At 39.4% G+C, this 12894-nt stretch carries 11 protein-coding genes; 3 read left to right on the top strand and 8 right to left on the bottom strand.

Annotated elements, in window-relative coordinates; genetic code table 11:
• Positions 1–33 precede the first annotated feature (33 nt).
• Together BN1068_RS10190 and BN1068_RS10195 are read left to right on the top strand one after the other, a co-directional pair.
• A complete protein-coding gene (locus BN1068_RS10190; RefSeq protein ID WP_077602753.1) occupies positions 34–1080 on the top strand; it encodes an ABC transporter ATP-binding protein in 1047 nt (348 codons plus the stop codon).
• Complete coding sequence (locus BN1068_RS10195; protein WP_077602754.1) at positions 1055–2077, top strand: ABC transporter ATP-binding protein; 1023 nt, start codon at positions 1055–1057, stop codon at positions 2075–2077. Before BN1068_RS10190 ends, BN1068_RS10195 begins: the two co-directional genes overlap by 26 nt.
• 193 nt (positions 2078–2270) lie before the next feature.
• Here BN1068_RS10195 and BN1068_RS10200 read toward each other — a convergent pair whose 3' ends face one another.
• The 5 genes from BN1068_RS10200 to BN1068_RS10220 all read right to left on the bottom strand — a co-directional run bounded on the left by BN1068_RS10200 (position 2271) and on the right by BN1068_RS10220 (position 8059).
• Positions 2271–3212, bottom strand: coding sequence for an ABC transporter ATP-binding protein (locus tag BN1068_RS10200; RefSeq protein ID WP_077602755.1), 942 nt, complete (start codon positions 3210–3212; stop codon positions 2271–2273).
• A gap of 1 nt (position 3213) precedes the next feature.
• Positions 3214–4260 (bottom strand): ABC transporter ATP-binding protein, encoded by a 1047-nt coding sequence (locus BN1068_RS10205; RefSeq protein WP_077602756.1) that lies wholly within the window; start codon positions 4258–4260, stop codon positions 3214–3216.
• Between the two features lie 17 nt (positions 4261–4277).
• Positions 4278–5303, bottom strand: coding sequence for an oligopeptide ABC transporter permease (opp3C, locus tag BN1068_RS10210; RefSeq protein WP_077602757.1), 1026 nt, complete (start codon positions 5301–5303; stop codon positions 4278–4280).
• Positions 5303–6232 carry an oligopeptide ABC transporter permease gene (opp3b, locus tag BN1068_RS10215; RefSeq protein ID WP_077602758.1) on the bottom strand — a complete coding sequence of 310 codons (930 nt, stop codon included), beginning with the start codon at positions 6230–6232 and terminating at the stop codon, positions 5303–5305. The genes opp3C and opp3b overlap by 1 nt, the downstream gene beginning before the upstream one ends.
• A 144-nt stretch (positions 6233–6376) precedes the next feature.
• Positions 6377–8059, bottom strand: a complete 1683-nt coding sequence (locus BN1068_RS10220; RefSeq protein ID WP_077602759.1) for a peptide ABC transporter substrate-binding protein — start codon at positions 8057–8059, stop codon at positions 6377–6379.
• A 452-nt stretch (positions 8060–8511) separates the two neighbouring features.
• Here BN1068_RS10220 and BN1068_RS10225 point away from each other — a divergent pair, with 452 nt between their 5' ends.
• Positions 8512–8853 carry a DUF3899 domain-containing protein gene (locus BN1068_RS10225; protein WP_077602760.1) on the top strand — a complete coding sequence of 114 codons (342 nt, stop codon included), beginning with the start codon at positions 8512–8514 and terminating at the stop codon, positions 8851–8853.
• Between the two features lie 156 nt (positions 8854–9009).
• Here the strand turns inward: BN1068_RS10225 and dnaB are convergent, their stop codons facing one another.
• The 3 genes from dnaB to BN1068_RS10240 all read right to left on the bottom strand — a co-directional run bounded on the left by dnaB (position 9010) and on the right by BN1068_RS10240 (position 12892).
• Complete coding sequence (gene dnaB / locus BN1068_RS10230; protein ID WP_077602761.1) at positions 9010–10371, bottom strand: replicative DNA helicase; 1362 nt, start codon at positions 10369–10371, stop codon at positions 9010–9012.
• Positions 10372–10463: 92 nt separating this feature from the next.
• A complete protein-coding gene (rplI, locus tag BN1068_RS10235; protein ID WP_077602762.1) occupies positions 10464–10910 on the bottom strand; it encodes a 50S ribosomal protein L9 in 447 nt (148 codons plus the stop codon).
• Entirely contained in the window at positions 10907–12892 is a 1986-nt protein-coding gene (locus BN1068_RS10240; protein WP_077602763.1) for a DHH family phosphoesterase, read from the bottom strand. Before BN1068_RS10240 ends, rplI begins: the two co-directional genes overlap by 4 nt.
• Between the last annotated feature and the right edge of the window lie 2 nt (positions 12893–12894).

The following is a 12894-nucleotide window of genomic DNA, read 5'->3' on the forward strand; positions in this document are numbered from 1 at the left end:
TAATTACTAGATTTTAGAAAGGAGCTGCTTACTATGACAGGTGCACCTGACACTTCATATGATAATATATTAGAAATTAAAAATTTACAGACTTCTTTCTTTACTAAAGATTTAGAAGTAAAGGCTGTAGACGGTGTTTCATTTAGTATTCCAAAAGGAAAAGTACTAGGTGTTGTTGGGGAATCTGGTTCCGGTAAAAGTATTACCTCCCTATCTATTCTTCGCCTAATTGAAGAACCAGGGAAGGTCAAAGGAGGAGAGATTCTCTTCAAGGGAGAAAATCTCTTAGATAAAAGCGAAGCACAGATGCGTAAAATCCGTGGTAATGAAATATCAATGATTTTTCAGGAACCAATGACTTCTCTTAATCCAACCTTTACTGTTGGACAGCAAATTGGAGAATCATTCCGTATCCACCAGGGACTCAGTAAGAAAGAAGCAAAGAAAAAATCGGTTGATATGTTAAAGCTTGTAGGAATTCCTTCTCCGGAAAAACGCGTCGACCAATATCCTTTTGAATTATCCGGCGGAATGCGTCAACGTGTAATGATTGCCATTGCCCTTGCATGTAACCCTGATTTACTTATTGCTGATGAACCGACAACAGCCCTGGATGTAACCATTCAGGCACAAATTTTAGATTTAATGAAAGATTTGCAGGAAAAATTGGATATGGGTATTTTATTAATTACGCATGACTTGGGAGTTGTTGCCGAGACCTGTGATTATGTTGCTGTTATGTATTGCGGTAAAGTAGTTGAATTTACTGATAAGAAAACATTATTCACGAAACCAAAACATCCATACACTGTCGGCTTAATGGAATCTATTCCACAGTACGATCAAGATGTTGAAGGAGACTTAGCAGTTATAAAAGGATCTGTTCCCAGTCCCGCAGATATGCCTGAAGGCTGCCGTTTTGCGCCAAGATGCCCATTCGCAACCGACTTATGCCGAAATAAATTACCTGATTTGGAAACAGATGAAGATGGTAACCAGATTCGTTGCTGGATTTATTCTGATGAATGGGATGGAGATCCGGAGGTGAACGTTTATGAGCGATCAGAAAGTACTTCTTAAAGTAAATGAATTAAAGCAATATTTCCCGATTAAAGGCGGGATTTTCGGACGAACCATTAACCACGTAAAGGCAGTAGACGATGTATCCTTTGAAATTTTTGAAGGAGAAACACTTAGTATTGTAGGGGAATCCGGCTGCGGGAAATCAACAACTGGCCGGGCGATTCTCCGGCTAGATGAGCCGACTGCAGGAGAAGTAGAATTCGATAATACCAATATTCTTGAGCTGAACAAAAAAGAAATGAATAAATTCCGTAAAGATATGCAGATTATCTTCCAGGATCCATATGCTTCGATTAACCCCCGTCATACTGTACGACAAATCTTAACAGAAGCGATGGAAATTCAAAATGCTGTACCGAGAAAAGAAAGAAATGACCGTGTCAAAGAATTAATGGACACAGTTGGTCTCGGACCGCACCAGGCAGACCGGTATCCGCATGAGTTCAGTGGCGGACAGCGGCAGCGTATCGGAATTGCCCGGGCATTATCAGTAAATCCAAGGTTAATTATTGCAGATGAAGCCGTTTCTGCGCTTGATGTATCTATTCAGGCTCAGGTAATCAACCTGTTAAAGAAACTGCAGCGCGATTTTAAATTAACATATCTTTTCATTTCTCATGATTTAGGTGTGGTCCGTCATATTTCCGATCGAATTATAGTGATGTATTTAGGAAAAGTAGTCGAAATAGCAGATAAAAATTCACTATTTACAAATAATATGCATCCTTATACAAAGGCTCTGCTATCCGCTATACCTAGTACAGACGTTGAGAAGAAAAAAGAACGCATTATGTTAAAGGGAGACGTACCTTCTCCGATTGATCCTCCAGAAGGCTGCCGTTTCCATACCCGCTGTCCATTTGCAACGGATTTATGCCGCACAAAAGTACCTGAACTTCGTAACACAGAAGGTATGAAGGACGGCCATCGTGCAGCTTGTCACCATATGGAAGCTATCCGTTCCGGTGAGCATCAGCCAAAGGTACATGCTTAAGTAATTTATATAAGCAGGCGTGAAGAGATTTTATATTTGCTTGTTATGTATGATTATAATCAAAATAGAGCAAACCCTCATACTTTCCGTTAGTGAAAGCATGACCTTCTATACATGATTACCACTTAAATACCCCGTATCAAACCAGCAAAAGCTTGGTTCGATACGGGGTATTTAAGCGGGTTTAAAATGTTTACTTTTTATGATTATAGTTTGCTTTATATTGTTCAAACTCTTTTTCTGAGCAGTTAACAAAATGTCCTGGAGAAATTTCACGCATGCGGACATCCTCTCCATCCTCATACTGATGAATGTCTGGACGGTATGCCTTCCGTTTCCTTGAGCGTTCATATTCCGGATCTGGGAGTGGTATGGCGGAAAGCAGTGATTGCGTGTAGGGATGAACCGGATTCCGATACAAATCATCTGCAGGTGCCAGCTCAACCAATTTTCCGAAGTACATGACGCCGATCCGATCACTGATATATTTGACCATGGATAAATCATGGGCGATAAACAAATAGGTTAATCCACGTTCTTTTTGCAATTTTTTCAGCAGGTTAACTACCTGTGCCTGAATGGATACATCCAATGCTGATATTGGTTCGTCAGCGATAATAAATTCCGGCTCTACTGCAAGCGCACGGGCAATTCCGATACGTTGCCGCTGTCCTCCGGAAAATTCATGCGGATAACGGTTCGCGTGCTCCTTATTCAGACCTACTGTTTTCAGAAGCTTGTAAACCTTCTCTGATCGTTCTTTTGGTGATTTAGCCAGACCATGAATATCGATACCCTCTGCAATAATATCAGATATCTTCATTCTCGGATTTAAGGATGCGTAAGGGTCTTGGAAAATCATCTGCATTTTCCGGTTAAATTCTTTTAGTTGCTTTCCAGATTTCTTTCCATGAACATTTACACCATCGTATAAAACTTCTCCGCCTGTAGCATTATACAAACGAATCAACGTTCTCCCTGTTGTTGACTTTCCACAGCCTGATTCGCCAACCAGCCCCAGTGTCTCACCTTTATAAATATCAAAGCTTATATCATCAACAGCCCGTACTTCTTTGGGCTTGCCGATATTAAAATATTGCTTCAGGTTTTTTACCTCTAACAATTTCTCTGCCATCTTACTTGTCCCCCTTTATAGAAGCGTGGAACTTGGCCTGCCGCTCTTGAACTGCCAATGGGGGCTCTACTTTAGGTGCATCTGGATGCAGCAGCCAGGTTGCCGCATAATGCGTGTCGGATACTTTAAACATTGGCGGCTGTTCTTCTTTATCTATTTTCATAGCATAAGGATTTCTTGGTGCAAACGCATCTCCCTTAGGTGGATGGAGTAGATCCGGCGGTGTACCGGGAATCACAAACAGCTCCTCATCCTGTGAATCCAGACTCGGCATCGAGCTGATTAATCCCCATGTATATGGGTGCTGTGGATTATAGAATATTTCATCTACAGTTCCAACTTCGACAATCTTGCCGCCATACATAACTGCTACACGATCAGCAACATTGGCTACGACACCTAAATCATGCGTAATAAATATAATAGATGTTTCAATTTTCTTTTGCAGATCCTTCATCAAATCCAGTATTTGCCCTTGTATCGTTACATCCAGAGCAGTTGTCGGTTCATCAGCAATTAATACTTTTGGTGCACAAGCCAGCGCAATAGCGATAACCACACGCTGTCTCATTCCACCTGAAAATTGATGCGGATATTGTTTTAAACGCGTCTCCGGTTTTGGAATACCAACTAAATCCAGTAATTTTATGGCGCGTTCCGCTGCTTCTTTTTTACCTAAATTTCGATGCTTGATTAATGGTTCCATAATCTGTTTGCCAATCGTCATCGTAGGGTTCAGTGACGTCATTGGATCCTGGAAGATCATTGAAATATCCTTCCCGCGGATTTTTTGCATTTTCTTTTCAGACGCCGTTGCAAGATTTTCCCCGTTAAAAAGAATCTCTCCTGATTTAATTTCAGAATTCCCTTGCGGCAGCAATCTCATAATTGACTTCGTTGTTACCGATTTACCTGAACCGGATTCCCCGACAATCGCAAGTGTCTCTCCCTCATGTAAATCAAAATCTACACCGCGGATTGCCTGCACTTCCCCGGCAAATGTATGGAACGATATATGAAGATCCTTTACTTCTAATAATTTTTTCATATCATTTCACCTCAACTTTAATCGCGCATTTTCGGATCAAATGCATCACGTAGTCCATCTCCAATTAAATTACATACAATCAAAATTACACAGATAAGGATACACGGAATAATCATCAGATGAGGTAAAAATTGAAACGTTTTATAACCGTCCTCGATCAGTGTACCTAAGGATGCTGCTGGAGCCTGCAACCCAATTCCGATAAAGCTTAAGAAAGCCTCAAAGAAAATAGCGCTGGGAATCGTAAACATGGTGTTTATAATAATAACACCTGATAAATTTGGCAGCAGATGCTTAAATAGTAATCGATTATTTTTTGCACCTAATGTTCGTGACGCCAGTATATATTCCTGATCTTTTAATTTAAGAACTTGTCCTCGTACGACCCTTGCCATACCAATCCAACCGGTAATAACCATTGCGATCGTGATGGACATAATACCTGGTTTCAGAATTAAGAGCATTAAAATAACCACAATTAAGTTTGGAATACCAGAAATAACTTCCAAAATCCGCTGCATCACATTATCTGTTCTGCCGCCTTTAAACCCGGAAACTAATCCATAAATAACGCCAACCAGCATATCAATAGCAGCTGCTAGTACAGCAATATATAGGGATACTCTTGTTCCCAGCCAGACACGGGTAAATAAGTCTCTCCCAAGACTGTCCGTACCAAACCAGTAGTATTCTTCTATATTCATTTGTTCATATTTATTTACTTCCTCGCCGCCAATTTTCTGCGTACCATCAAAGATACCCATATTCTCTAAAACTGGTACACGCGGTGGAAGATTACTTTTTGAAACATCCTGCGCGTAACCATCATGACCTGAAAGATGTGGTCCAATAATAGCCATAAGGACGACCAGCGCCAATATAATTAAACTGACGATGGCTGCTTTGTTTTTTCGAACGCGAAGCCAGGCGTCCTTCATAAATGAAAGCTGCGGCTTCTCCAGCCTCTCGGCCCCTTCATGATCAATTGGAGCAGGCTCAAATTGTTCTTTCGGTATTTCTTTTATTTCTTCTTCTCTATTCATTATTTATCGCCTCCATTCAGACGAATTCTCGGATCGATAATTCCATAAAGGATATCAATAATTAAAATAATAACCGTCAGTAAGAAAGCGAAAAATAAGGTTGTTCCCATAATAATCGGGAAATCATTTGTCATAATTGATTTCACAAATTGCTCACCAATCCCCGGTACAGCAAATACTTTTTCTACAACCATCGAACCGGTCATTAAGCCGACAGCCATAGGTCCTAATACGGTAATTAAAGGAATTAATGCATTACGAATCGCATGCTTCACAGCTACTTCGCCGCGTGAATTTCCTTTTGCTTTTGCTAATGTAATATAATCAGATCCAAATACTTCTATCAGTTCTGTCCTCATAAAACGCGCTGCTGTAGCTATTGGGAAACAAGCTAACGCAATGGTGGGTAAAATAGATGAAGAGAAACTGTTCCAGGATGCGACTGGCAACAATTCCAATTTTACGCCAATGTAATATTGTAATAATGCTGCTAAAACAAAGGAAGGAATTGATTTTCCGAGTATGGCTAAAAACGTACTTCCATAATCAATCCATGTATTTTGGAACATTGCCGCAAGAACCCCTAGTGCAACACCAATGATGGTCCCTATAATCATAGCCTGAACACCAAGCTGTAACGAAGGCCCCATCCGATTCATCAATAAATCCATGACGGGCTGATTTTCAAACTGGAAGGATACACCCAGATCACCTTTCACAATATTTACCATATAGTTCATATACTGCACAGGAATTGGCTGGTCCAACCCATACTTGGCATTCAAAATCTCACGTTGTTCAATCGTTAACCGTTCCTCATTTGAAAATGGGGTACCTGGCAGAAATTTCATCAGGAAAAAGGTAACAGAAGCAATAATAAACAGCGTAATAATTAAGTAAATTATCCGCTTGGTAATATATTTCGCCATACTTTGTCCTCCTATATACGAATAAATGAAAATATTCTAAACTTCTGTAAAAATGAGGAAAAGAGAGTACTTTTTCGCTAAAAGTCTCTCTTTTCCATACAATATTAATTTCAGCGGACTTTTAAATGCACGCTTTTAAAAACATTATTTTTCGATTGTTACATTTTTCAGTGAGTAATCAGGTCCAAACAAATGCTCTTCTAAACCTTGTACGTACGGTTTGATAAGTGTTAATCTACCGCGCTGATAAATAGGTGCAATTGAAGTATCTTCCTGAACAAGAATTTTTTCAGCGTCAAGCATTGCCTGCCAACGTTTTTCAGGATCATTTGCATAAGTTACTTTCGCATCTTCAATAAGCTGATCGTATTCTTCATTGGAAATACTTGCCTGGTTATTCGCTCCATCTGTAACATATAGATCTAAGAAAGTAAGTGGATCCAGATAATCTGGTCCCCAGCCGTGCATTACCATATCGTAATCCTGAGCTGTCGTTCTATCTAAACGGTTTTTAAATGGTACGTTTTCTAAATTAAGTGTTAAACCATCAAGATTTGTCTCTAATTGATTTTTAAAATACTCGCCAGTTCTTTTTGCATTTTCAGTGTCATCACTCAAATAATCAAGAGAAAGTTCATCTACACCTAATTCATCTAAGCCTGTTTCCCAATATTCTTTTGCTTTTTCTACATCATAACTAATCAGATTTCCGCTTTCTTCACGGAAATCCTCTCCTGTTTCAGGATTCACAGCTAAGCCGCGAGGCACATAGCCGTCACTAGGAACGGAACCATTCGCAAGAACTTGTTCCGTAAATGCTTCTTTGTCAAAAGCCATTGCTATTGCCTTACGGATATTTTCATTAGCTAATGGTGTTTCTTCACCATCACGTTCCTGGTTGAATTTAAGATACCATGAGCTTCCTTCTTCGAACGTTGCCGCATCTTCATCATTTGCGTATTGTTTTGCATACTCTGAGCTCAATGCAGCTGTACGGTCAACTTCTCCAGTTTCATACAGGTTTACCGCTGTGCTTGGCTCTTTAACAACTTGTACATTTACTTCATCAAGACTTACATTATCTATATCATAGTATTCTTCATTTTTTGCATATGTCCAAGTTAACCCGGAACCATCCCATTCTGTTAATACGAATGGACCATTTGCAAGCATGTTATCACTGTTAGTTCCAAAGCTATCGCCTTTTTCTTCTACAAAATCTTCATTTAATGGCAGATACGTACCAAAAGCCAATAATGAATTTAAGTATTCCACAGGTTGTTCCAGAGTCACTTCTAAAGTATTATCATCTACGGCTTCAGCACCTAACTCTTCTATGTCTGCCTCACCATTCATAATATCTGTTGCATTTTCAATAACACCTGAGAACATGTACGCATATTGGGAACCAGTGTCAGGATTTAGTGCTCTTTGCCAAGCATACACAAAATCATGTGCTGTCACAGGATCTCCATTCGACCATTTTGCATCTTCTTTTAATTTAAATGTATAAACAAGTCCATCATCACTAACCTCCGGCTCACCATCAGCAATAGCTGGAACCGGTTGATCGTCCCCATCTAATACATAAAGACCTTCCATTGTTTGTCCAAATACGATAAAACTGGCAGCATCTGTCGCCAATGCAGGGTCTCCTGTTGGAATCTCTGCTGTTTCTACCATATTTAATACTTGCTCACCTGAAGCAGATGAGTCGTCACCACTATCGGAACTTCCTTCATTATCATCGTCATTTGATCCACAAGCTGAAATCATGATCATTGTTAACGCCAAAATAATAATGAGATAATATTTAGACTTTTTCACTTTTTCTGTACACCCCTTTTATAATTTTACTCTACTACACATTATACTAGCTTAACCATAATTGTAAATATTTTTTATAATTCATCCAATACTGAAAAGAAAGATAATTGCACTACAAGTCCTTTATCCACTGCTTGTAAAACGCTTATAAAAATATTGTTAAATCAACTGTTAGCCCTTCTTTTAAGATCTTATTTATCAAAAAACAGGCTCACTATTATTTCCACATTAATCCATAAAAATAATTCTAATTACTTGGTATTTTCATTAGATTTTCATATAAAAAAATATCTTTTCATTAAAAATGAGTATAAAGTCGAATCTAATTTTGAAATATTTGTAAATATAATTAAAAATCTATCTTCCTCTATTAAATTTGAGTCCATTATGATTTTTTTTTCGCATTAATGGTATAATATGTTACATATTCACTTTGAAGGACGTTGATAGTTATGATTAAAAAATCATTTGTATGGATTGCAATCTCCCAAATCCTCATCTTGTTATTCTGCTTTATTTTTTATCATCGCATTAATCTTTTATCCTACATAAATGTTTCCTTTGTCATCGGCGCAGTACTTATTCTATACGCGATGGCGGGTTATGTGATCAAAGGGCGTTTTTTTGATATTGTATTCTACAGCTTTCAGTATTTTTTCAGCCGGATGTCTAACCGGGATCGCCAGCCGCTTTCTGAACTGGCGCCTCAGCACTATGTCATACCATTTATAACTGGCAGTACTGCTATTGTTCTTATGCTTGGCAGCTTACTTATTTATTATTTTTCTCTTTAGAAATGTATTTGGTTGATAATACAAGCTGAAGACAGAAACCTGTGAAGAAAGTTCTTCTGATTCGAAAAAGAGGAATCCTGTCATGACAGGATTCCTCTTTTTCTTCGCCTTATTGACATAAGATGGCTTGTTTTTTGACCAAATAAACCTTCTGGGTCACATCGCCGGTGGAATATCGCCTTCCCCGTAACGATGATCTAAGTCCACAAACTTATTATACTCTTTAACAAAGGCAAGCTCTACCGTGCCTGTTGGACCGTTACGCTGTTTAGCAATGATAATCTCAATAATATTCTGCTTCTCTGTCTCTTTATCATAATAATCATCACGGTATAGGAAGCCTACAATATCCGCATCCTGCTCAATACTTCCGGATTCACGGATATCTGACATCATCGGCCGTTTATCCTGTCTTGATTCTACACCACGGGAAAGCTGAGACAAGGCAATAAGCGGAACCTCAAGCTCACGGGCTAATGCCTTTAAGGAACGGGAAATCTCAGAAACCTCCTGCTGCCGGTTTTCCTTTGAGCTGCCGCTTCCCTGAATAAGCTGCAGATAATCAATCAGAATCATACCCAAGCCATGCTCCTGCTTCAGTCGCCGGCACTTGGAACGAATTTCATTCACACGCACTCCCGGGGTATCATCAATATAAATTCCTGCATTTGATAATGAACCCATCGCCATGGTGAGTTTACTCCAGTCGTCTGCCTGCAGCTGACCATTTCTAAGACGCTGTGCATCAATGTTCCCCTCTGCACAAAGCATACGCTGAACCAGCTGGTCTGCACCCATCTCCAAGCTGAAAATAGCTACATTTTCATCCGTTTTCACGGCAACATTCTGTGCCACATTTAGTGCAAATGCTGTTTTCCCCACAGATGGGCGTGCTGCAATAATAATTAAGTCATTCCGTTGAAATCCTGATGTAATCCGATCCAAATCTAAGAATCCAGTTGGAACTCCGGTTACATCCCCTTTTTGCTGATGGAGCTGCTCAATATTGTCATACACACTAATTAAGACGTCTTTTATATTTTTAAAAGCCCCAGAATTTTTACGTCCGGAAACCTCTAAAATACTTTTTTCTGCATCATTTAAAACATCTTCAACCTCATCCTCTTTTTCAAAGGATGCTGTAACAATATCTGTTGCTTTGCGGATTAAACGGCGAAGCGTTGATTTTTCTTCCACCATTTTACTGTAATATTCCACGTTTGCTGCTGTAGGCACACTCTCAGCCAGTTCAGTTAAGTAGGATACACCGCCTGCTTCCTCCAGCTGCTTCCTGTCATTTAAAAACGTGGTAACCGTAACTACATCAATCGGCTCACCACGGTCAGATAAGGTCATCATTGCTGTAAAAATAAGCTGGTGGCTCGCACGGTAGAAATCCTCTGGAATTAATATTTCCGAAGCCTGTACAAACGCTGTCGGCTCTAGAAATACAGCACCTAAAACAGACTGTTCTGCTTCTATATTATGTGGCGGCGTACGATCAAAAGATGTACTCATTCTCTCTCCTCCGTGTTTCTGTTATACCAGTAAGAAAAAAGAAACCGGCGTTCTTTTTTAATGCCAATTTCTTTTTTCTCAATTTGTATAGATTACTTTTCTTTTACATGAACCTTTACAGAGCCGGATACCTCCGGATGTAATTTGACCGGAACATTTGTATATCCTAATGCTCGGATTGGTTCATCTAATTCAATTTTGCGTTTATCAAGCTTGTGTCCATGCTGTTTGTTTAACGCTTCTGCAATTTGCTTACTTGTAATAGAACCGAATAAACGTCCATTTTCACCAGATTTTGCTTCCAGTTCAACTGTTAAATCAGCCAATTTATCTTTTAATTGAATCGCATTCTCTTTTTCTTCTATTTCTAATTTATCCTGTTTTTTCTTTTTCGCATTAAGTGCTTTTAAGTTTCCGGAAGTAGCTTCTTCTGCCATATTATTTTTTAACAGGTAATTACGGGCATAGCCGTCAGGAACATTTTTTACATCGCCTTTTTTTGCTTTCCCTTTTACATCTTTTAAGAAAATAACTTTCATTCTGAATCTCTCCCTTTTTTATACTCTAATTCATCAATAATCTCTACCAGCATCTCTTTTACTTCATCAATTGTCTTGCCTTCCATTTGCGTAGCTGCATTTGTTAAATGTCCGCCGCCATTCATTTTTTCCATAATAACTTGGACATTTACATCACCCAGTGATCGTGCGCTGACTCCAACTCGGCCATCTGACCGTTCTGAGATAACAAATGATGCCGAGATACCTTCCATTGTAAGAAGGGTATCGGCGGTCTGGGCAATCAGCACTGGACTGTATGCTTTCCCGCTCGGCGCTTTTGCAATGGCAATATGATCATTATATACCTGTGTTCTTTCAATAATATGACTGCGCTGGACAAAAACATCCAGATCCTCTTTAAGAAGACGCTGAACCAATACAGTATCTGCTCCCTGTGACCGGAGATAAGAGGCTGCATCAAACGTTCTCGAGCCGGTACGCAGCGTAAAACTTTTCGTATCAACGATAATTCCGGCTAAAAGTGCTGTTGCTTCCAGCATTTTCAGCTTTGTTCCTTTTGGCTGATACTCCAGTAACTCTGTCACAAGCTCAGCTGTGGATGATGCATAGGGCTCCATATAAACAAGCGTTGGATTATCAATAAATTCCTCTGCCCGGCGATGATGATCAATAACAATTTTATAATCCGTATAGTTTAATAAGCTTTCCACTGCCACCATATTCGGTTTATGTGTATCAACAACAATTAACAGACTTTGCTGGTCTGCCATCAGATCCTCTGCTTCTTCAGGACTGACAAATTGCCCCCAAAGCTCCTCATCTACACGAATACGGTCCATCAGCTTCGAAACGCCTGTTTCCACATCATTCTCATCAAATACGATATAACCGGGGACATCATTTGTTTTAGCAATATTTAAAACACCAATCGCTGCACCGATTGCATCCATATCTGGTGATTTATGTCCCATAATGATAACATTATCACTTGCACGAACCAACTCTTTAAGCGCATGAGAGATAACCCTTGCTCTTACACGAGTACGTTTTTCCATTGGGTTGGTTTTTCCGCCATAAAAACGGACCTTCCCATTCTCGTCCTTAATAGCGACCTGATCACCGCCGCGGCCCAAGGCTAAATCTAAGCTCGATTGTGCAACCTCTCCAATTTCAGGCAGCGACATACTTCCAGCACCAACCCCGATGCTCAATGTAACCGGATTGCTCTCAGGACCACCCATTTCCCGCACTTCATCTAAAATAGCAAATTTTACTTTTTCCAGTTCTTCGAGAATTTCTATATTTCCAACAGCCAAGAATCTTTCCTGTGACGTCCGCTTCAAATAAAGCCCGTAACGGCTCGACCAGTTATTCAGAACAGCTGTTACTTGAGAGTTCAATTGACTCTTTGCCGTATCATCCATATTTTGTGTGATTTCTTCATAATTATCTAAGAAGATAATGGCAAGCACCGTCTGTTCATTATAATAACGTTCCTTCAACTCTTGATGCTCTGTCCGATCAAGGAAATAGAGCAGCTTCTCTTCCTTTTTAATTACACACAGAAACGTATAATCGCCAATTTCTACCCAAATCTCATTCCTGTTATCTATAATCATCGGAATTAAATCCTCTGATAAATTATTAAGAGATTCACCAATAATGGTATCCTTGCTCGTTTTAAACTGATTCATAAATGGATTAGACCATTCTACCTGATAGTTATCATTGAATAAAATAATTCCAAAAGGCATCTCTAACAATGCCTCAGAACCAACCTTTTTTACTCGATGGGAAATGGTCGATATATATTCCTCCGCTTCATCAAGAAGCACCCTTTCCGTTCGAATACTATAATAAAATGAAGCAGCAAAGACAACTGTCATTATTAAGCCAACTATCCATTGATAGTACCATACACATAAAAGCAAAATAAAAGTAAGGATATAGATAATCCATACATGCTTGCTTAATGCTGGTCTATTCTCTAAATCTGGCACGG

Origin of the sequence: Oceanobacillus sojae (assembly GCF_900162665.1) — a bacterium.
In the GTDB taxonomy this organism is placed as follows: domain Bacteria; phylum Bacillota; class Bacilli; order Bacillales; family Amphibacillaceae; genus Oceanobacillus; species Oceanobacillus sojae_A.